Below are 22,326 nucleotides of genomic sequence, written 5' to 3' on the forward strand. Positions count from 1 at the left end.
TTAAGATTGATTTATACGCGCTGCAGCGTTTGCGGCACGTACCTCAGCCACCCTTGACAGAACATGATCGCTACCTGAATAAGCTTTTAGAAATTGGTTCAACGAAAAAATATGAGTTAATTTGAAAACGCAAAATAAACATCGGACAGAATTCAGTTTACACTCTGTTAGAAAAGAAATTTTCATATTTTAACCTGTTTACAATATAGGTGCATTTTTAGTATTATGGTTGCATAGCAAATCGTTTTCCGCTTACTGCCAACATGCAATAACTAATTCTCTTTGAGATATAAGTTTATTTCACATTAAAAAAGGCAGATCTGTTATAGACCCGCCTTTTTACTCATCCAATATTATAAACTTATTTTAGATCCTTTTTGATATTAGCCTGGGCTGCGGCCACCCGGGCTATCGGCACTCTGAAAGGGGAACACGAAACATAGTTCATCCCCACTGAGTCGCAAAACTCTACAGACTTAGGCTCACCTCCATGTTCGCCACAAATACCTACCTTAAGGTCGGGCTTGGTAAAACGTCCTCTTTGGGTTCCCATTTCAACCAGTTGCCCCACCCCTTCTTGATCCAGCACCTGGAAGGGATCTGTTTTAAGAATACCTTTTTCGAGATAAACAGGTAAAAACTTATTGGCATCATCGCGTGAGTAACCGAAGGCCATCTGCGTTAAATCATTGGTACCAAACGAAAAGAACTCGGCCACTTCGGCCACCTTGTCGGCTAATAAGGCGGCACGCGGTATTTCTATCATGGTACCTACCAAGTAGTCTACTTTATCCCCTTTTTCGGCAAATACGAGGTCGGCTGTTTTGCGGATAATGTCGTTTTGCATTTTCAATTCTTCCACTGTACCAATGAGGGGTACCATAATTTCGGGTTTTGCAATAACACCTTTTTTCTTAAGATTAATAGCTGCCTCTATAATTGCCCGGGTTTGCATTTCGGTAATTTCGGGATAAGTATTCCCTAAACGGCAACCACGATGACCTAACATGGGGTTAATTTCCTCCAAATCCGAAATTTTTGTTTTCACCTCAGCCAGGCTGATTCCCATTTCCGTGGCCATATCTTGCTGGGCGGCTTCGGTATGCGGTACAAACTCATGTAAAGGCGGATCCAGCAAACGAATGGTAACGCTGTACCCGTCCATGGCTTCAAATATACCTTCAAAGTCCTCACGTTGATAAGGAAGCAGTTTATCCAATGCAGCTCTTCTTCCGTTTTCATCCGACGAAAGAATCATTTCGCGTACCGATTTTATCCTGCCACCTTCAAAAAACATATGCTCTGTGCGGCATAAACCAATACCCTGGGCACCAAAATCGCGTGCTACCCTGGCATCCTTGGGCGTGTCGGCATTGGTGCGTACATTCATCCGGGTGTGTTTTGTAGCAAAATCCATGATATGACCGAAATCGCCATCTAAATCAGGCTGAGTTGTTTTAACGCTTCCGCCATAAACCTTACCTGTTGAACCGTTCAACGATATCCAATCCCCTTCTTTATACACTTTACCATCTATACGCATCACACGTTCTTTGTAATCAATTTTTAAGGCACCGGCACCAGATACGCAGCACTTACCCATTCCGCGTGCTACTACGGCAGCGTGCGATGTCATCCCCCCTCTGGCGGTGAGTATGCCCTTGGCCACTACCATGCCTTCTAAATCTTCGGGTGATGTTTCGGTGCGCACCAGGATAGTTACCGGATACTTTTTGGCCTCATCGGCAAAGAAAACAATTTGTCCGGAGGCTGCTCCCGGCGATGCAGGCAATCCCCTTGCCAACTCCTGAGCAGAAGTAATGGCATCCAGATCAAAAACCGGATGTAAAAGTTCGTCCAGCTTATTGGCTTCAATACGCATCAAAACCATTTTATCGTCGATAATTTTTTCGCGGTACATATCCATCGCAATTTTTACCATAGCCGCACCCGTTCGCTTACCGTTTCGTGTTTGCAGCAACCATAATTTACCATCCTGAACGGTAAACTCAAGATCTTGCATATCCTTATAATGGTGTTCCAATTTTTTCTGAACGGCATCCAATTCCTTGTACACTTTTGGCATCGCCTCTTCGAGCGAAGGATACATATCTACTCTGTCCTCTTCAGTAACCCCCTGAAGCTCGGCCCAGCGTAGAGAGCCTTCTTTGGTTATTTGCTGTGGTGTGCGTATACCGGCAACCACATCTTCGCCCTGTGCATTGATAAGGTATTCGCCATTAAATATATTTTCACCTGTTCCGGCATCCCTGGTAAAGGCTACCCCTGTGGCCGAGTTATCCCCCATATTACCATACACCATGGCCTGAACATTAACGGCAGTTCCCCATTCATCGGGTATGCCTTCCATGCGGCGATATATTTTTGCCCTATCGGTATTCCAACTGTCAAAAACGGCTGTAACCGCACCCCACAGTTGCTCCCAGGCACTTTCCGGAAAATCATGACCTGTTTGTTCTTTTACAGCAAGCTTAAATAAAGTAACCAGCTCTTTTAAGTCTTCCACATCCAAATCGGTATCTAAATCAACCCCTTTGCGCTCCTTCACCTCTTCCATTATGCGTTCGAAGGGATCAATCTCTTCTTTCGATTCTGGTTTCATGCCCAACACAACATCGCCGTACATCTGCACAAAGCGACGGTAAGAATCCCAGGCAAAACGATCGTTATTTGATTTGGCAGCAATTCCTGCAACGGAATCATCATTGAGTCCTAAGTTAAGTACCGTATCCATCATACCGGGCATTGATGCTCTGGCACCTGAGCGTACGGAAACCAAAAGAGGATTATTTTTATCGCCGAAGGAAGTATTGGTTAAGGCCTCTACATTTTTAACAGCGGCTTCAACCTCGGCTTTCAAAAGGTCAACAATAGCATCTTTACCTAATTTATTGTATTCGATACAGGCATCTGTGGTTATGGTAAACCCGGGGGGCACCGGTACGCCAATCAAATTCATTTCGGCCAGGTTCGCACCCTTACCGCCCAGCAGATTTTTCATGTCAACCCTTCCTTCGGCTTTTCCATTTCCGAAGGTATAAACTCTTTTTACAGCCATAATTAAGGAATTTTATAAGTTAGAATTTTGAATTGTTAGGTATTTATTTTAAGCGCTAATAAAGTAAACGTTTTTTTTTGAGAATAAAAATGCCTCTGGTCACTTCTTCACAACGGGATTGTTTTTTACTGTAATGAATGCAGGAAGTGGCCATATAAACAATCCATTTTACCGGTTACAACCAAAAAAAAAGAGGTACTGTTAAGCACCTCTTTAAATATAATATTTGTAAACATGGGTTTACACCATATATTTTTTAATAATATCTTTCGATTTCATCAAATAATCGACATACTGCGCTCTTTTATAAGCGAAAGGCTCTGTTAGGTTTTCCTTTGACAGCTTCCCTTTAAAATCACTTAACTTAGTATAACCCTTATTTTTCATCCATACATTTAAATCTTCGAGCATGGTAGTGATTTCCGATACACCGTTTTTATAAACCGTGCTCACAACCTGCACCACATCTGTGCCGGCCAATAATACCGTTATTAAATCTTCTGAATCGTGAATTCCATTGGATGCACATAAGGAACCTTTAACGGTACCGGAAACTAAGCCAACATAACGCAAGGAAAGTCTGTTGTCGTTTTTGCTGCTTAGGTTATAGGGCATTTTTAATTCTTCCGTTTCGATATCGATATCGGGCTGAAAAAAACGGTTGAATAAAACGAAACCATCTGTACCCGCCTCATCAAAGTTGCGAATCACATTCAATGTATTGGCATAATAGGGGCTCAATTTAATACTTACGGGTATTTTTAGCGCCTCTTTCACCTTTTTAAACACATTCAATTGTTCTTTTTCAATATCCGACGAGCTTTTTTGATTTTCGGATATAGTGTGATAAAAATTAAGCTCTATACCTGCCACCCCTGTTTGCTCCAGATATTGGGCATACTCGACCCAACTAACATCGTACACACAATTTAAACTGGCAAAAACAGGAATTGAAACAGCATCAACCACCTCTTTAAGCCCCATCAAATGAAGTTTGGGGCCACTATGTTCAACCTGGGGAAACAGGGTAATCATCTCTGCATGACGATGCTCATATTCGCTCAAATCCTCCTCCAGTTCGGCAGACTCCAAGTGTATCTGTTCTTCAAAAAGTGATTTATAAACTATTGCTGCCGCTCCTGCCTCTTCCAGTTTTTGAGCCATCTTTACATTGGTAACCAAATTGCTGGCTCCAACTATAATGGGATTTTTGAGTTCAATTCCCATGTAGGTAGTTTTTAGATCCATGTTTTTATTTGTTAAGGGATTATAGTGTATTTAACAATTGATGATAATTAAAAGTTGATACGTAAAAATACATAAACAATTGTAAACTGACTAATATGTTTGTGGATATTAATTCTTTGCCTACGCTATTTGTTTTCTATTAAAAATAAGAACTCATTAGTATTTTATGGAAGGCATCCATTCAGGGAAAAAAACTCCAGCCTCGCTGACTTTGTTCACAACTTGGCTATAAGCCAGTTTAGTGCGGATACTTTTGTAGAAAACACCTGAACTTCAAAACCGGTTTCTTTACCTACTTTCTCCAAAAAAAGTATGGATGCAGCAACCGAATATGGATCATTCACAATAAGTGCCTGCTTTTTGGCCTGAACAACGTGCTTTACCGTATGCAAGAACTCTATTATCTCGGGTAAGGCATCCAGCGGTATTTCAAATTTGCCTTTTCTGTAATCGGATAACAGGTTATAATTTAGCTGGGTAAATTCTTTCATAGTTAATAGTTCCGCCCACGCTTCGCCGATATCTTCTTTTGTTATCAATCCCGAATGTGTATATCTAACTATCCTCAAGTCATGATCCACGCTTATCGAAAACTTCATAATTGATGTCTGTAGTGTTGGAACGGGGCCAACTAGTTTATAGCTACAATATAACGATAAATTACTTTAGACCGATATGAAGTTTTAAAAAATATAAACCTGCAATTAAAACAGTAACTGCCTCCCACGATATTGCGGAAGGCAGTTCTGTATTATGGGTATAGAGCGTAGTATTACTTTACCCCCGGGAAGTATTTACTCCCCCACATTAACAATACTATTGCAAAGCGCATATAAAATCAGGGTTTCACCAAAATGGGATACCCTGATTAATTATAAGCAATCTTTTATTACCTATTTTTTAATAATGCGCTTACTTATTATATTTCCTTGTACATCTGTAATTCTGAATATATATATCCCCATTGGTAAACGTGATATGTCAATCGCGTTATTTTGCATAGGGGTTGAATAGATTAAACTACCATCTACATTAAAAATTTCTGTTTTAGAAATTTGCAATACCCCTTCTACAAAAACAATTTTAGTTGCAGGGTTTGGCCAAACTTTAACAGATGACGGTGCTGTGGAGGCCATTGAGGTCGCTGTTAAAACTATTGCTTCAGAAACATCCATATCAGCAACAAGTAATACGGCATCATGAACAGACACAGCGTTTACTGTTACCTGATAGGTGTAACTCCCATTGGGCAATTCGATTGTAGCCTCGCCTGCATAATTTGTCAATATATCTTCTCCAACACTCTCAATTTGTATAAGGGCATTTTCAACAGCTTCCCCGTCCATGGTTACGCTAAAAGTCACCACCCATTTATTAATAGCAAATTCAGCGCTCACATTTATGTCTCCATTTACCGCCATATCGGTTCTGGCCGCTGTTGTTACACCATCACTCCATTGTACAAAATGATAACCTTGATCGGGAACCGCTGTAACTTCTGCACCATCCTGACCGTGATCTACACTCTGCGAGGCAGCACCACTGATAGAACCGTTTACGCCGGCAGTATAGGTAAGACTGTAAGTATTGATAGCAAACTCAGCGCTCACATTTATGTCTGCTTGAACTGACATATCGGATCTGGCAGCTGTTGTTACACCATCGCTCCATTGTACAAAATGATAGCCTTGATTGGGAACCGCTGTTACCTCAGTGCCATCCTGACCGTGTTTTGCACTCTGGGAGGCAGCACCACTGATAGAACCGTTTGCACCGGCAGTGTAGGTAAGGTTGTAAGTATTGATCTCCAACACAGCCGTAAATGTTCTATCTTCGGTTACCGTCAGTACGTAAGGATTATCTGTACTCAATAAACTTCCAGCCTCCTGCCATTCAACAAAATGATAGCCTATGCCCGGAATGCATTTAATTTGCACATTCTCATTTTCGCGAATAATATAACTGCCTGTAATTTCATTATCAGGAAGAAGAACCTCACTTGCACCATTTAAAACTTGTACCAATCCATTAGCCGAGGGTTGCACAATAATATTGTGAACAGGAACAAAATGTGCGCTTATGGTGCGATTACCTGTTGCACTAAATGTCAACGGATTTTCAGATGAAAGTATAGTTCCGCCTTCGCTCCATTCGGTAAAAATATAACCACTGTTAGCGGTAGCTGTTAATGATACAGCGGCATTGTTTTCGTACTGTCCTGCTCCACTTACCATTCCTCCCTCCTGTGGCGCTGTTACACAAGAGACTATTCGCATATCGGGAACATTAAAAAAGTACCGAACGTTTGGGCCGTGGGGACCATAGATGCCATTCTTTTTATAATCTATATAGGTACACGAAAAATTGACCAATGCATCCGATGAAGATGACACAGTTGAAAGGCCATAGGCAGCCTCAATCAAGGGAACTTGCTGAAATTCGGTAGGCCAGGTTTCGTCCTCCGGATATTTTTCTGCGTACATGGCACGTTCGCCTGCTATACTAACAATTATGGTTTCTTTACCCATAGCATTGGCGTGAACATTTACTGCATTTACTGCTTGCCCCTCTGCAAGTGTCAAAATTTCTTCTCCCGGGCTGTTGTCAAGTACCGATTTATACATTATTTTCTGTGGAGAAGATTTAGTTATATAAACAATACGTGGGTTTCCATCGGAATGTCTGCAAATATCCATATAGTTTTTAGCAGCCGAAGAAATAACCACCGGTGCGCCCCAGGCACCATCCACACACGTTCTATAGCCCAATTCTCCGTTACCTTTATTTCTCCAATAAAGTCCGGCTATGGAGCCGTCCTGTTGCTTTATAGCAGAGAAATAGCCCATACCGCTATCAACTCCGGTGTCGCTATAATCGGCTATTGTAATGGTTTGCCAGGCTCCGGTGATGGGATCCCTCCTAAATTCATAAGCTTTTCCGCCATAATCCCACCAGCCGCTATATATGGTAATTAAATGCACCGTTCCATCCTCATCAACCAAAAGGTCTCTTATCACCTTACCGCCCATGGTTTGGCCGGGTGTTTCTATGGCCTCTTGTTGCCATGCGTTACCCGTATATTTATACACATAAATATGGCGCCAAAAGTAGTAGTCCAATGAAATTGAATTTCCATAGTCATAACCTGGTCTAACATCTATGGCAAGAAACAAATCTCCGTTTCCATTTCCCTTAATCATGGCATTGGAAATTTTTCCATCAAATTCAGAGGGGACGGATTGTTCCTGCCAATTCAATCCTTCATCCGAACTGGTTAAATATTTCAACTTATAATTATCCACCACCACCAAATGCAAAGTGCCGGCATTGTCTTTATAAAGATTTGACCTGTGACCATGAGAATAGCCAACATAAGAGGCGGTTGAATAGGATTCTCCGGTAAAAATTTCAGTCTGGTAACTTTGCGCGTTTAAAGTTGAATAAGTGCCTATGCAAAGCAAAGTAAGGATACATAGAAATGATAAATTTTTTTTCATCGCGGTAAATTTCAATTATGAGTAGTCAATAATATATTCTTCTCGCTAAAAATACGTGTGCGATGAATTTGCGTTCGTGCAAAAGGTAAAACGTGCTATAAAAAGGTAAAAAAGCGGGGAACTATTGATTAAACGCCGTGTTTCTCTGACGGAATTCATTGGGGGCAATACCCTCGAATTGCCTGAAAGCCCGCACAAAAGAGGAGTAATTGACGAAGCCCGACATGCCGGCGATTACCGAAAGCGAGTATTGACCGGTTTTGGGATGCGTCATCATTTCTTTCGCCTCCTGTATCCGGTAACGGTTTACGAAAACCGAAAATCGGACACCATGCGCCTGGTTTATCAGACGCGAAATATAAGTACGGTTGGTATTGAGGTGGCGTGCCACGTCCCATATTTTTAGTTCGGGATTGAGGTAAGGGCGTTTTTCGGAAAAATAAATTTCCAGTTTATCTTTTAATCCGTCCGGGATTGTACCGGAGTTTTCGTCTTCCCCGTCATTTGTGTTTTCTTCGGGCAGACTTTTCAGTACGCTTGTATCTTCCGATTCGTCGCTTTCTAAATTTTTAGAGGGAAATATATTAACACTTTGCCGGTTGCTATGATTGCCAATCATGGCAAAGAAGATGCCCAAAAACAGAAACGGGATGGATGACAACATGTCGTTGTCGAGAATATCGCGGCGATGGAACCAATGCACAGCGATACCGGAAATAACGGCCAGCACAAAAAAGATGCCGAGTGTTTTTACCCAATCCAGGGATACCGCTTTAAGCGAAGAATAATAATCTTCAATGGTTTTTTGGTGCTTGTTCACCAGACGAACCGTGGCTATATAATAAACAATAGAAAGAAGTATATAGGATAGTTTGGCTGTTGTGTCAACGAATTTCATCAAGCTAAATTTTCGATACACCTCATCGGCAACAGACGTTTTATTGAGTAGAAATTGATTTATATAATAAAGTTTTTCTTCCGGACTCATAAGTAGCGCGTACAGGATTACCGAGCAACAGAGCAAGATTCCGGCCGGCACGAAATGAATAAAAAGTTGCTTACGTATTTTCGATGGGGTCACAATTTGGAGCACATAAATATAAAATAGCGGAAATAAAGCCAGAGCGGTAAAAAACACAAAGGGGTAAACTATTTTATAGATATGTAATGCTCCACCGTACATGCCTATACCGGAGAGAAATGTAATGCTACCGCACGCCATGAACAAAGCCATGATGAACCTGGGGTTTCGCAATGATATTTTGCTGAATATAAAAGTGAAAAACCAAATAAGGCTTACGATAAAAGGGAATAGCAGAAATATATAGGAATAGTTTAACATGGTTTGTCTTTTATAAACTCACAAATACTGCAGGTTACCTTATTTTATTCTGGCCTTTCTGTTCACAAAATTATACATTATCAAGGAAACAGCAATAATGAGCATTCCTATAATGGGTATGAGTTCGGGTTGTTCATCGGGCAGGAGTAACCAGCTCAATATTGCCCCAAAGATGGGCACTATAAATTTCCAAATATTCAGGTCCGAAACCAATACGCCGGGGCGCTGCAGGAGTTTAAACCATATACTAAAAGCAGCCGCCGAAAGAAAACTAAGCCAGGCCAACGAAATAAAATAGGCAGGTGGATGGTTAAAGCCCGTAAAGGGTTCGTAAAACAAAGAACCTACAAACAACACCAAGCCGCCCAGGCTCATTTGTAAGGCATTTAAGGTAGTAGGTGGAATTTTTCCTTTTTGTCGGGATACGAAAACATTGCCCACGCCCGAGGATATATTGGCTGCAATTAAAATACCCATACCCAACAATTGTTTCAGCTCGTCCTTATCGCTCCATTCCTTATGGTAGGCAATCAGCACGATACCTGCGATGCCCAGGGATATGGTAAGCATTTTGGGTAGGGTTAGCTTGTCGTTTTTCTGCATCAGCGACGATACGATAGCGGCAAACAAGGGCGACGAACCGATGAAGATGGCTGCAATGGCACCAGGAACCAGGCTTACACCGAGGTAAAATAAACTGTACAAAATCATGGTCTGGAACAGCGATATCTTTAGTATAAGCCAAAAATGGTGTTTGATTGCAAGGGTAATGTTTTTCCTGTTTTTAACAAGAGGGAAAAGTATGATTCCCGCTAAAAAAAAGCGTATCCCGGCAAATTGCAGGGGCGTGGTATATTCCAAGCCTATTTTTATTCCTGCAAATGCTGTTGACCAAAGCAAGCAGGCAATGATGGCAAGGAAATAAGTCTGCCTAATGGTATTTTTCATCTCGTCATAAATATTTGTTCTTATTGGTATTTTCCTCATTAAAGGATTAATTCTTTATGGCATTGGAAAGAACTTCGTTTCGATGGAACCAGCCAATAAGGCCTCTCCTCCCGTTTTGGCGGGACAGCTAGTGTTAGAGAAAAGGTACTATTTAACCCTTTAACCTGGGAAAACCAAACGTGATAGCCAATAAGGAAATAAAGCCCATCAAGTAGGGATAAAATAAAAATTGCATTATGCCAAATGGTGTTATTATGGCTCCGGCCAAACCTATCACTGCCAATAGCTGGGCACCATACGGGAGCAGCCCCTGCATAAAGCACGAAAACGTATCCAATATGCTGGCCGACCTACGCGCTGGTATCCCATACTCAGCCGCTATGTCTTTGGCCAGCGGGCCTACCATTAAAATGGTAATGGTATTGTTGGCCGTAAATATATTGACAACCGAGGTGAGAAATGCCAGACTGTACTCGGCACCTTTTTTTGTTTTCGTTTTTTTACTGATAACCCGAATGATAAAATCGATGCCTCCGTTGTATTTGATTATCTCGACCATACCGCCCACCAATATGGAAATAATGATGATTTCGGACATGCTGTCGATACCGTTGCCGATGGAATTTACCATGCCCCAGGCGTCGAAACTACCAATGGAAAGGCCAATAATACCGGATAGAACCGACCCGATTAAAAGCACCAAAAATACATTGGTACCTGCCAGTGCTGCCACGATAACAAATAAGTAGGGTAAAATTTTCAGCCATTGATATTCGATAGAGCCATCGTAAGGAATGGCTATTTGTTCGGGGTTAATAAACAAGTAAATAATAAAGGTGAGTACGGCGGCAGGGAAAACGATGATGAAATTTACTTTAAATTTATCTTTCATCCGGCAGCCCTGTGTTCTGGCTGCGGCAATGGTAGTGTCCGAAATAAAAGAAAGGTTGTCGCCAAACATGGCACCTCCTATCACTGCCCCCAGGACCAGCCCGGCTGACACGCCTGTTTGCTCGGCAATGCCCATGGCTACCGGTGTAAGCGCCACCACTGTGCCCAATGAGGTGCCCACCGAAAGGGAGATAAAACAGCCGATTACAAAAACACCTGCAATTAATATGTTAGCGGGCAACAGGTTAATGCCAATATTTACCGTGGCATCAACAGCGCCCATGGCTTTGGCCAGGCTGGCAAATACACCGGCCAAAATAAAAATCAGGCACATCATCATAATGCCCGAATTTCCCATCCCCTTGAGGTAGGTCTCTATGCGTTCCCTGAATTTGCGTTTGGTGTTCATGCCCAGGGCTACAACCGAGGCCACCAGAAAGGAAACCGGAACGGGCATCTTATAAAAATCGCCCGCAATAACTGAGGAAACCAAATAGAGTATTAAAAATACAATTATGGGCACTAAAGCTAATGCAGGCCGTTTTAGCGGATTGCTGTTCATTGTTTTTTTTGCAAAGAAAGTTATTTTAATTCAAGCACCATGGCTGTCTTGGCTTTGGTATTAATATTTTTTAAATCTATCAGTTTTCGCCCTGATATGATATTTGTTCCATGGGTAAAACCACCCATCACTTCTCTAAACCGCATGCTGTGGACTTTTTTACTGCCTTTGGTATTATTGTTCAGGATTACCATTACGGTTTGATTATCCGTATATCTAAAATAAACATAGATGCCCTCTTCCGGGATAAAATGAAGTGTTTTTCCGTATTTCAGCGCTTCGGACTGTTTGCGGTAATTCAGCAATTTTTTAATATGATTAAAAATATTGTTTTGCTCCCTGGTTCTTCCCTTTAGGGTAAATGCGTTTACGGTATCCGAATCCCATCCACCCGGAAAGTCTAAACGTATTTTATCGTGACCATCCCAACCGTTGCCATCCATCAGCAGTTCTGTTCCGTAATAAATTTGCAGTATGCCACGTATTGTTGCTGCATAGGTAAGTGCCATCTTAAGTTTGGCGATATCATTACCAAGCAGGTGAAATATGCGCCCCTCGTCGTGATTATCGGCAAAAACCATCAGGTTCATCGGCTTCGGGTACAGATGGTCGTTGGCCAAAGCATTGTACAATCGGGCCATTCCGGTCGTCCATCCTTCTGCCTCGTTAAAAGCATATTTAATGGCCTCTTGCAGGGGGAAGTCCATAAGGCTGGGTAAGTGCGAGTTGTAACCGCCCTTGCCGGGGAAGTCCTTTTGCCAGTAACACAATTTAGCCGCCTCGTTAATCCAGCACTCCCCTACCAGGTTAAAATTGGGATATTCGTTTAATATACGTTTCGCCCAAATCGCCATGCTCCGTTTATCGGGATATGGATAGGTATCCATCCGTATGCCTTGCAATCCGGCGTATTCAATCCACCATATGCTGTTTTGTATCAGGTAGGTGAGCAGTAATGGATTTTCTAAATTCAGATCCGGCATGGCGGTGTCGAACCAACCCTTCACCAAAAGTTGCTTATCGGCATCTGAGGCATAAGGGTCGGATATAATGCCTAAACGATTGTTGGAACGCGTAAACTCGGGCCATTGATTTACCCAACTAAACATGGGCAAATCGTTCATCCACCAATGGTGGCTACCACAATGGTTAAACACCATGTCCATTATCATTTTAATGCCCCGTTTGTTGCATTCACGGGTCAGCAGTTTAAATTCCTCGTTAGAACCCAAACGAGCGTCTATCTTATAAAAATCGGTGATGGCATATCCATGGTACGATGCCGAGGGCTGGTTGTTTTCCAACACCGGGGTGAGCCATAAGGCCGTGTAGCCCATCTCCTGGATATAATCCAAATGGCTCAGTATGCCCTGCAAATCGCCGCCGTGCCTTCCGTAGGGGGCAGCTCTGTCCGCTATTTCGCGCATGCCATCCACATGGTTGCTGCTTGGGTTGCCATTGGCAAATCTATCCGGCATAATCAAATAGATGGCATCGCCCGAATCAAAACCTTTGCGCACAGCCGAGTGGGGTTCTCTATTCAGCAAGGGGTAATCGTAGGTACAGATATGGACTCCCTTAATAGTAAAATTTAAGGGGACATTGCCGGCTTGGGCAGCATCATCAATCAGCAAATCGATAAACAGGTAATTGGGATTCTCAACTTTAGTAAGCTTTTGCAAGCTAATACCGGGATAGTCGATACTTACGCGGGCATGTGTTATTTGTGGGCCATACACTAGTAATTGCAGGGCAGATGATTTCATGCCTATCCACCAATTGCCTGGTTCGATGCGATGTATCGGGGATTGTTTTTTTTGAGTTGTGTTATTTGGTAACATAAATGATTCAAATGTTGATATATCAGTTACAGCTCAGGTGCTTACGGGAAATGTATAATTTGTCCAATATTGTTTGTAATTTTAACCATTATGTTCATAATGAAGCTGCTATGCCCTCCATGATTCTAGTGTCCCGTGCCTGTCTCTTATGTGCTTTACGGTTGCTATTTACACCACCATGTTCACAACAAAGGCACTAAGTCCACCATGATTATTAGTGGCTGTTGTGTATCTTTTGTGTTCGTTGTGGTTCATTATTTTTACCACATGAATTAATCAAAGGTAATAATCGCCTATTAAAACCATACATCAATGCCAATAAAAAAGAAACGGTTCTTTACTTGCAGCTTGCAAATAAAGAACCGTTCCATATATTCCATACCGTTATCAACTTATCGCCAAACCGTCTTTGATTCATTAGCTTCCACGCTTACCAACTCATCGTATAAATATAATTCGATGGTTTCTTTGGCATGAGAGATAATTTCCACTTCCTTGGCAGTAACCCTTACTTCCAAATCGTTGCCCTTAAAGGTTATGCGGAAAGCGTATTCCTGCCATTGCTCCGGTATAACCGGGCTTAGGTAGAGCTTCTGGTCGTACGCTCTCTTTCCTCCGAAGCCTTCTACTATCGACATCCATGTGCCGGCCATGCTGGTAATGTGCAAGCCCTCGTGTACTTCGGCGTTGTAATCGTCCAGATCCAAACGCGAGGTACGCAGGTACATTTCGTACGCCTTTTCTATACGCCCGATCTTAGTGGCCAGGATAGAATGCACACAGGGCGACAACGACGACTCGTGGACCGTGCGGGGCTCATAGAAATTAAAGTTCCGTTCAATTTCTTCGTTAGTGAACTCCTCTTCAAACGCATAAATGCCCTGAAGCGTATCAGCCTGTTTGATGAAATTGGAGCGCAAAATCCTATCCCATGACCAGTATTGGTTTATGGGGCGTTGAGCGGGATCCAGGTCGTCGGCCATAAGTTGCTCTTTATCCATAAAACCGTCCTGCTGCATAATCACATCCAACTCCTGGTTGTAAGGGAAATGCATATTGCCCATGATATCTTTCCAACGTTGCGTTTCCTCGCCGGAGTTGAAGTTCATCTTGGCAACCAACTCTTTGTAACGGGCAGGGTGGCTGTCCTTTACATAGTTGAGTGCTTCCATTGTATATTTCATACACCAAACAGCTATCTTGTTGGTATACCAGTTGTTGTTGATATTGTTTTCGTACTCATTAGGTCCGGTAACGCCCAGCATCACAAACTGATTTTTTGCCTCTGAAAAAGTAATGCGCTGACTCCAGAACCGGGAGATAGCCACCAATACTTCCAGCCCATATTCTTCGAGATACTTATAATCACCTGTATGGCGAATATAGTTATGAATGGCATAAGCCATGGCTCCGTTACGGTGCACCTCCATAAAGGTAATTTCCCATTCGTTGTGGCACTCCTCGCCATTGGCTGTAACCATGGGGTATAGCGCCGCACCATCTGTAAATCCCAGCTTTGCTGCATTTTCGATCGCTTTTTGCAGATGCTTGTATCGGTAAATGAGCAGCTGGCGGGTTACCTGCGAAGGCGAAGTCATTAAAAAGAAAGGGATACAATAAGCCTCGGTGTCCCAGTAAGTTGTACCTCCGTATTTTTCGCCGGTAAAACCTTTGGGTCCAACGTTTAACCTTTCGTCTTCGCCTGTATAAGTTTGGTTCAGATGGAAGATATTAAAGCGAATGCCCTGCTGCGCTTCTACATCGCCTTTTATTTTTATGTCGCTGTGCACCCACTTATCTTCCCATTTTTGTTTATGGTCGGCAAACAATTGGTCAAAGCCTTTTTTGTACGCACATGTTGCCAGTTCTACCGCATTGCTCCTTAGCACGTCCGTTGCATAGTTGAGCGATGAGGTAACCCCCACAAATTTTTCCAGACAGGCCTTTTCACCTTCTTTCACTTCAAGCTCTATACGGTTGCCCACCCATTTGGCCGATTGGATAAGCTCGGGCTTGGTAGTTACCGCTTTACCGTTAACCGTGGCTTGGTATCGCATGGCAAAGCCACAGCGAAAATCTGATTTTTTTGTTTGCGACTCCAGATAGGCCGCTCCTTCACTTGCATCAACATCCAGAATATTCCAGAACTTCTCGTCGTAATTGCTGTCTTCATTCTCTATATCGCCATCGATATAAGGCGTAAAACTAATTTTTCCGCTAAAATTTACTGGCGTTACTTCGTAACGTATGGCGCCATTTTCGGTGTCGGCCATGCTTACAAAGCGCTGTGCTTTTACGTGTATTTTTTTATTACCGTCCAGGGTGGCATCAAATTCCCTTTGCAGGTAACCCTCTTTCATATTCAAGGTACGCACAAAGTTTTCCACATCGCAGTAGTTTAAATCCAGTTCGGTGCCATCGACATGTACGTTAATACCTATCCAGTTGGGTGAGTTGAGCACTTTAGCAAAGTACTCCGGATAACCATTTTTCCACCAGCCTACCCTGGTTTTGTCGGGATAATACACACCTGCCACATAGCTCCCTTGCAAGCTAGATCCTGAATATTTCTCTTCAAAATTCGCCCGTTGGCCCATTTTACCGTTTCCGATGCTAAAAATACTTTCAGAAGCTCGGTGGTTGGCGGGATCAAAACCTTCCTCTATTACGCACCATTCGTCGGGTCTCAAATATTTTTTCATATTTTTTAATTTAGTATCAGGATTTAAGTATCAAGTATTAAGATGACTAAAACCATGGATTACACCAGTAAATTTTTCAGTCTTCATCTTTAATCTTCTTTTACTTTATCATGATAGTTATATCAATTTTTTATTTTTTCTCTATAATGCTAATGGCATAACCTCCACCCGGAGCACAATATTGCTTCAGTTTTGTATTGCTGCTTACCGTTTTTTGCTTAATCTGATAAGCTTTAGGATTGTCCTTGTAATGGGCCTCTTTTTTATCGCTGTAAATGGTAGCAATATATTTTTTACCCGGTGTAAGAAAATCCAGTTTTATGCTTGAGGTACGTGCCTCCTCATCGTTAGTACGGCCAACGAACCAATTGTCTGATCCCTTTTCTTTTCGCGCATAAGTAATGTAATCGCCCGGTTCGGCTTCCAAAACTTTGGTGTCGTCCCAATCTAAAGGCACATCTTTAATAAACTGAAAAGCATCCAGGTATTTATTATAAGTCTCAGGCAAGTCGGCCGCCATTTGCAATGGACTGTACATGGTAACGTATAGCGCCAACTGACGGGCAATGGTACTGCGCACATACGATGTGTTGTCGGGATTGTATTTGCTGATATCGGTTTCGAAGATGCCGGGCGTATAATCCATCGGTCCGCCAATCAATCGGGTAAATGGCAGTATTGTTGTATGATCGGGGCTGTTGCCGCCAAAGGATTCATACTCGGTGCCACGAGCCGATTCGTTACCAATCAGGTTGGGATAGGTACGGCTCAAGCCTGTTGGGCGTACCGCTTCGTGCGCATTGACCATGATTTTATAATCGGCTGCTTTTTTTACCGCATATAAATAATGGTTCACCATCCATTGGCCGTAATGCGTTTCGCCACGGGGGATGATATCGCCCACGTAACCGCTCTTTACCGAATTATATCCATTATCTACCATAAATTGATAAGCCTGGTCCAAATGGCGCTCATAGTTACGCACGGATCCGGATGTTTCGTGATGCATCATGAGGCGTACTCCTTTGCTTTTTGCATAGTCGCGCAGCAGCTCCAAATCAAAATCGGGATACGGCGTAACAAAGTCGAACACGTAATCCTTCGATTTGCCAAACCAATCTTCCCAACCTTCGTTCCAACCTTCTACCAATACGGCATCAAAACCATGCTCTGCGGCAAAGTCGATATGCATTTTAACATGGGCCGTGTTGGCTGCATGTGTGTCGTTGGGTTCTACTTTGGAGTAATCCGTTTCGCCCAATTTTACGCTGGGTATATCGGCATAAGCCCAGCTGCTTTTTCCGGTAATCATCTCCCACCAAACGCCAATGTATTTTACCGGCTTTATCCACGAGGTGTTTTCATAAGCACATGGCTCATTTAAGTTAAGGGTAATGTGCGACATCAAAATATCAGCTGCATCATCACTTGCAATAACGGTACGCCATGGGGTATGGCAGGGCGCCTGCATGTGTCCTTTGTCGCCGCGGGCATCGGGAGTAAGGTACGACTCAAAAACCATGTTTTCGTCATCCAGCTCTAAGTGCATACAGGAATACTCCACTAAAGCCGCCTCGTGCAGGTTAATGAACAGCCCATCGTCTGTTTTCATCATGAGGGAGGTTTGTACCCCGGTATCTGAAAATGGTGTTTGCGAAGCGTTGGGCGTAATAGCCTCATCCATCAAACCTCTGATTTCAGATAGTTTTGAGGTCGTGTAAGAGTATTCCTGGGTGTCAAAATCGCCGGGTATCCAAAAAGCTTTATGATCGCCGGTCATGGCAAATTGTGTTTTCTCTTCCTTTATCACAAAATAAATCAGATTGTCCTGCTCCGGGAACTCATAACGGAATCCCAGTCCATCATTGAACAAACGAAAACGGATAAGCATAGTACGTTCGGTAGCATTTTGCTTCAAGGTAACCACCATTTCATTATAATGATTCCTAATTTCCTTTACCTCGCCCCATACTGGCTGCCAGGTTTCGTCAAAGGTAGATTTACCTGTATTGCTCAGCTCAAATCCATCCAGTAAAGACTCCGTATCTTTAAGCTCCAAACCCAGCTTGCTTTCTTTAATAACTACTTTGCCGTTGAGCTGGAGTTGGTAAACGGGTACCCCTTCTTTTACGTCAAAATTTAACAGGAATTTCCCGTTTGGCGATTTAATTTCCTCCGCCTTAACACTGAAGGATATTAAAACAATTAAAATAAATAAAAATTGCTTCTTCATAATTACATATTTTTGTTGGTTTGCCAGAAGCAAACGCTTATTTTTCGTTTAACGCGTATAGTTTTTGCATGTTCATTTGGTGCAATCCGTCTATTATTAAATGTGCTTTGCCCAATACATCGGCTTTACCTATGCCCACGCATTTCATTCCTCCGGAAAGGGCTGCTTCTACACCTGCTTCGGCATCTTCGAACACCACGCAATTATCCGGCTGAACACCCAGAGCTTCAGCTGCTTTTAAAAACACTTCAGGATCCGGTTTCGCTTTGCTCACTTTCGTTCCGTCGATAATAGCTTCAAAATAATTAGTCAACTTTAGTCGTTCCAAAATGGTCATCGCATTTTTACTGGCCGATCCCAGAGCTATCCTTACGCCCTCTTCTTTTAAAGTATCCAAAAATGCTTTTGTGCCGGGGAGTATTTCTTCAGGACCCATTTTTAGGATGTAGGTCAAATAATTTTCGTTTTTACGGGTAGCCAGGGCAAGCTTTTCATCCTCACTCTTATTCACTTTACCTATCGAAAGCAGTATATCCAACGAGGTCATCCGACTTACACCCTTCAGGCGTTCATTGTCTTCCACGGTAAACTCGAAGCCCATTTCGTCGGCCAACTCTTTCCAGGCTATGTAATGAAATTTGGCGGTATCCACGATAACCCCATCCAAATCGAAAATGCAGGCTTTTATTTTTGTCATGTTGATGTTTTTAAATTTAATAATTATGCGTCTCCCCAAAAAGTCAGCGTTCATGAATTTTACCTTTTATTCGGGGCGTTTTACTATTTGGGTTATATTCATTTTTTAACTTATTCCTCTGCCGACTTTACAAACGAAACAGAAAGTGCCCCCAAAACCATGATGACACCTGCCAGTACCAGGATATAAACCCCCTGGTTACCAAAAAAAGTGCGCAATATGGGGCCGCCGATAACGCCACTCAAAATTTGTGGCACTACCACCGTAAGGTTAAAAAGGCCCATGTAAATCCCCATTCTCTTGGGAGGTAGAACGCCCGATAAAATAGCATACGGCATGGATAGTATGGCCGCCCAAGCCATTCCGATACCTATCATGGGTATCAGCAAATAATACTGGTTGCTAAAAAAGAAGATGCTTATAAAGCTTAGTCCTCCAAGCAAAAGAGACCCGCCATAAACTAACTTGCGGCTGGTCCATGAAATTAATTTGGGTAGTACAATAGAATATAGGGCGGCAACTAAACTGTAGGCCGCAAAGCATATACCCACCCAGTTTCCGGCTTCGTCAAAAGCCTCGCGTAGTGCCTGGTCCGTATTTTGGCTGGCATTATAATCTATGGGAACGCCAAAGTAATGTTGCGATATGGCGGTGGTGGAATACACCCATAGCAAGAAAAGCGGAAACCACGAAAAGAGCTGAACAAGCGAGAGTTGGCGCATCACCTTGGGCGTAGTTTTTAACAACTGCCAAAAATTCTCCTTTTTCTCCTTGTCTTCTGTTGTGATGTTTTTGTAGGCTTCGTATTCGGCGGGTGGATATTCTTTTGTTTTAAATACCGTAACCAACACACTAAGCAGCAATAATGCGCCACCAATGTAAAAGGACCAAATGACCGAGGGAGCCACTTTTCCGGCATCGGCAACATTGGATATACCGCCAGCGGTTAAAACAAAGGGTAATGCAGAACCTATTACAGCACCAAAGTTGATTAAAAAACTCTGTACCGAATAGCCCACATTGCGTTGCTCATCCGGCGTCATGTCAGCCACCAGGGCTCTAAAAGGTTGAAAGGTAACATTAAAAGATCCATCCATGAGCGCCAACATCACTACACCAAAAGCCAGCGCAGCAACCCCTCCGGCCTTAAATACCAGTGGGGCGTTGGGCATAAAAAACATGGCTATCATCGAAACTATAGCGCCACCCAATATGTAGGGTGAGCGACGACCAATGCGGGTCCAGGTTTTATCACTGGCAGCTCCAACTATAGGTTGTACTAACAGTCCCATTATAGGTGCTACTAACCAAAAAAAGGATAAGTTGTGGGGATCGGCACCCAGACTGGTTAAAATTCTGCTGGCATTGGCGTTTTGCAATGCAAAGCCAAATTGTACTCCCAGGAAACCGAAACTTAAGTTCCATATTTGCCAAAAGGATAATCGGGGCATTTTCTTCATAAAGCAAAAGTTAATTACATGGTTACTGTGCAGCCTATATGCGTGGCCGCTTGTAATAGTGGTTAGTACATTAATATTGTACCCACCGTTTTTTTTGCCCAAGGTAAAAAAATGCGTAACAAGTTCCGGAACCGGAACGGGTTAAGTTATTCTATATTAACTTTTAATCAAACATATCCTATTAAAGGATGATGTATGGATAAGTAGTAAATCGTGTCCAATGATTTAAAATCTGTTACAAATATACAATATAAACACCAATAACCTAAACACTTAAAACATGAAATAACATAAAAAAGACAGCCTAATATTGGCTTTTGGTATATTGCAACCGTTTGCATTAAACGTAAATGGAAGGTGAAAATAATTAAAAATAATTGTAAGTTTTTTTGTAAGGTGTTTTGCAAACGGTTGCAGGAAAAGGCAAGGCTCACAGTTTAAAGCATTATTACAACCAACGGCGACTCTTCCCCTTCCAGTTTTTTGGAAGGGGAAGTACTGCGACGCAGTTGCAGGGATGGGGATTAATACAGCTCCTTTAAGTGCTTATTTTTTGGCGGCAAAGCATAAAACCACCCCGTTGCGAGATATACCTGGCTATAACTTACCTCATTTCGCTGTAAATCAAAGCCATCTTTTACCCGTCATGCCCAAAGTGCTCAAAGAGTGGTTTTCCAATCCCTCCCCCATTCGGGGGAGTTTGGAGGGGGCTCTAATCCCTCATCTTAGTAGTTGATTCCCTAATTCTTAAAACCGGGGTAAGGACTTTTGTTTGTGGAATATGAACTTCACCTTCGTCTTCCATTTGTTTCATAAGGAGCTGAACAGCTTCTTTGCCCATTTCACTTCCTTTTTGTTCAACAGTAGATAGAGCCGGGTACACGATGGTAGCATTGGGGCCGTCACCAAAACCGATAACGGAGATTTGATCGGGCACTTCATAACCGTTTTTCATTAATATTTGCATAGCGGCAATGGCAGTAGAGTCGTTAACGGTAAATATGCCGTCTATTTGATTCGCAATTTGTAGTATTTTTCCGGCATTGGCATATACTTCATCTTGTGTGTCGCATTTTATTACCAGATTAGGATCGAAGGCTATGCCATTTTCCTTCAAGGCATCCCTGTATCCCTCCAAACGTTTTTGACCTATCAAAAGATTTTGCGGCCCTGCCAGATGAAGAATTTTTTTACATCCTATGGCCATTAAATGGTGTGTGGCAATTTTTGCCCCGGTAAAATCATCAATAAGCACCTTATCGGTTTCAATGCTTTCCGGTGCCCGGTCGAAAAAAACAACGGGAATCCCTTGGTCTATGATACTTTGTATATGATCCAAATCGTAGGTTGTTTTGCTCAATGATATTAATATCCCATCCACCCGATTGTCAATCAATGCTTGAGCATTGATTACTTCGCGTTCGTATTCTTCGTTCGATTGGCAAATCATTACATTATAGCCGGCAGCGTAGGCCACCTTATCTATACCGGCCAACACCGAAGAAAAAAAATGATGAACCAATTCGGGCAATATGATACCAATCGTATTGGTTTTACTGCGTCGTAAGTTTAAGGCTAAAGCATTGGGTCGATAATGTACCTTTTTGGCAAAATTCTGCACCAACTGTTTGGTACGGGGACTAATATCGGGATGATCTTTTAATGCCCTGGAAACGGTAGACGCAGAAATACCTAATGTTTTTGCAATATCTTTTATAGTTATAGGAGGTGTTGCCATTTGTGTGTTGAAATTATTTACTGTTGTCTGGTTAAAAATACAATAATTGTTCATAATAATGCCGTATTAGCAAATCATTATTCAACAT

The 22,326-nt window shown here is 42.5% G+C and carries 13 protein-coding genes; all 13 read right to left on the reverse strand.

What is annotated here, in order from left to right; genetic code table 11:
- Nucleotides 1-361: 361 nt before the first annotated feature.
- The 13 genes from ppdK to FN809_RS10315 all read right to left on the reverse strand — a co-directional run bounded on the left by ppdK (nucleotide 362) and on the right by FN809_RS10315 (nucleotide 22,292).
- Nucleotides 362-3,079, reverse strand: coding sequence for a pyruvate, phosphate dikinase (ppdK, locus tag FN809_RS10255; RefSeq protein WP_142533421.1), 2,718 nt, complete (start codon nucleotides 3,077-3,079; stop codon nucleotides 362-364).
- Nucleotides 3,080-3,319: 240 nt separating this feature from the next.
- The gene (locus tag FN809_RS10260) at nucleotides 3,320-4,327 is read right to left on the reverse strand and encodes a dihydroorotate dehydrogenase-like protein (protein ID WP_142533422.1); all 1,008 of its coding nucleotides are present in this window, start codon (nucleotides 4,325-4,327) and stop codon (nucleotides 3,320-3,322) included.
- Nucleotides 4,328-4,542: 215 nt separating this feature from the next.
- Nucleotides 4,543-4,926, reverse strand: a complete 384-nt coding sequence (locus FN809_RS10265) for an STAS/SEC14 domain-containing protein (protein WP_142533423.1) — start codon at nucleotides 4,924-4,926, stop codon at nucleotides 4,543-4,545.
- Nucleotides 4,927-5,220: 294 nt separating this feature from the next.
- Nucleotides 5,221-7,824, reverse strand: coding sequence for an InlB B-repeat-containing protein (locus tag FN809_RS10270; RefSeq protein ID WP_142533424.1), 2,604 nt, complete (start codon nucleotides 7,822-7,824; stop codon nucleotides 5,221-5,223).
- 121 nt (nucleotides 7,825-7,945) lie between these two features.
- Complete coding sequence (locus tag FN809_RS10275; RefSeq protein ID WP_142533425.1) at nucleotides 7,946-9,166, reverse strand: helix-turn-helix domain-containing protein; 1,221 nt, start codon at nucleotides 9,164-9,166, stop codon at nucleotides 7,946-7,948.
- Between the two features lie 39 nt (nucleotides 9,167-9,205).
- On the reverse strand, nucleotides 9,206-10,114 hold the full coding sequence (locus FN809_RS10280) for a DMT family transporter (protein WP_185957527.1): 909 nt from the start codon (nucleotides 10,112-10,114) through the stop codon (nucleotides 9,206-9,208).
- Nucleotides 10,115-10,265: 151 nt separating this feature from the next.
- Nucleotides 10,266-11,567, reverse strand: a complete 1,302-nt coding sequence (locus FN809_RS10285) for a Na+/H+ antiporter NhaC family protein (protein WP_142533427.1) — start codon at nucleotides 11,565-11,567, stop codon at nucleotides 10,266-10,268.
- 20 nt (nucleotides 11,568-11,587) lie between these two features.
- Nucleotides 11,588-13,408: a glycoside hydrolase family 13 protein gene (locus tag FN809_RS10290; protein WP_142533428.1), complete on the reverse strand. Its 1,821-nt coding sequence runs from the start codon at nucleotides 13,406-13,408 to the stop codon at nucleotides 11,588-11,590.
- A gap of 392 nt (nucleotides 13,409-13,800) precedes the next feature.
- Entirely contained in the window at nucleotides 13,801-16,110 is a 2,310-nt protein-coding gene (locus FN809_RS10295) for a family 65 glycosyl hydrolase domain-containing protein (RefSeq protein WP_142533429.1), read from the reverse strand.
- A gap of 130 nt (nucleotides 16,111-16,240) precedes the next feature.
- Nucleotides 16,241-18,343 (reverse strand): glycoside hydrolase family 97 protein, encoded by a 2,103-nt coding sequence (locus FN809_RS10300; RefSeq protein WP_142533430.1) that lies wholly within the window; start codon nucleotides 18,341-18,343, stop codon nucleotides 16,241-16,243.
- A 37-nt stretch (nucleotides 18,344-18,380) separates the two neighbouring features.
- Nucleotides 18,381-19,040 (reverse strand): beta-phosphoglucomutase, encoded by a 660-nt coding sequence (gene pgmB, locus FN809_RS10305; RefSeq protein ID WP_142533431.1) that lies wholly within the window; start codon nucleotides 19,038-19,040, stop codon nucleotides 18,381-18,383.
- Between the two features lie 110 nt (nucleotides 19,041-19,150).
- Nucleotides 19,151-20,500 carry an MFS transporter gene (locus tag FN809_RS10310; protein WP_142533432.1) on the reverse strand — a complete coding sequence of 450 codons (1,350 nt, stop codon included), beginning with the start codon at nucleotides 20,498-20,500 and terminating at the stop codon, nucleotides 19,151-19,153.
- Nucleotides 20,501-21,212: 712 nt separating this feature from the next.
- Entirely contained in the window at nucleotides 21,213-22,292 is a 1,080-nt protein-coding gene (locus tag FN809_RS10315; RefSeq protein ID WP_246095572.1) for a LacI family DNA-binding transcriptional regulator, read from the reverse strand.
- Nucleotides 22,293-22,326 lie beyond the last annotated feature (34 nt).

Source organism: Saccharicrinis carchari, assembly GCF_900182605.1.
GTDB classification, from domain to species: Bacteria; Bacteroidota; Bacteroidia; order Bacteroidales; family Marinilabiliaceae; genus Saccharicrinis; species Saccharicrinis carchari.

Bases quoted from the DNA above. Each gene is read 5' to 3' on its own strand.
- ppdK (WP_142533421.1), bottom strand. From the start codon at position 3,079: ATGGCTGTAAAAAGAGTTTATACCTTCGGAAATGGAAAAGCCGAAGGA.
- FN809_RS10260 (WP_142533422.1), bottom strand. From the start codon at position 4,327: ATGGATCTAAAAACTACCTACATGGGAATTGAACTCAAAAATCCCATT.
- FN809_RS10265 (WP_142533423.1), bottom strand. From the start codon at position 4,926: ATGAAGTTTTCGATAAGCGTGGATCATGACTTGAGGATAGTTAGATAT.
- FN809_RS10270 (WP_142533424.1), bottom strand. From the start codon at position 7,824: ATGAAAAAAAATTTATCATTTCTATGTATCCTTACTTTGCTTTGCATA.
- FN809_RS10275 (WP_142533425.1), bottom strand. From the start codon at position 9,166: ATGTTAAACTATTCCTATATATTTCTGCTATTCCCTTTTATCGTAAGC.
- FN809_RS10280 (WP_185957527.1), bottom strand. From the start codon at position 10,114: ATGAAAAATACCATTAGGCAGACTTATTTCCTTGCCATCATTGCCTGC.
- FN809_RS10285 (WP_142533427.1), bottom strand. From the start codon at position 11,567: ATGAACAGCAATCCGCTAAAACGGCCTGCATTAGCTTTAGTGCCCATA.
- FN809_RS10290 (WP_142533428.1), bottom strand. From the start codon at position 13,408: ATGTTACCAAATAACACAACTCAAAAAAAACAATCCCCGATACATCGC.
- FN809_RS10295 (WP_142533429.1), bottom strand. From the start codon at position 16,110: ATGAAAAAATATTTGAGACCCGACGAATGGTGCGTAATAGAGGAAGGT.
- FN809_RS10300 (WP_142533430.1), bottom strand. From the start codon at position 18,343: ATGAAGAAGCAATTTTTATTTATTTTAATTGTTTTAATATCCTTCAGT.
- pgmB (WP_142533431.1), bottom strand. From the start codon at position 19,040: ATGACAAAAATAAAAGCCTGCATTTTCGATTTGGATGGGGTTATCGTG.
- FN809_RS10310 (WP_142533432.1), bottom strand. From the start codon at position 20,500: ATGAAGAAAATGCCCCGATTATCCTTTTGGCAAATATGGAACTTAAGT.
- FN809_RS10315 (WP_246095572.1), bottom strand. From the start codon at position 22,292: ATGAACAATTATTGTATTTTTAACCAGACAACAGTAAATAATTTCAAC.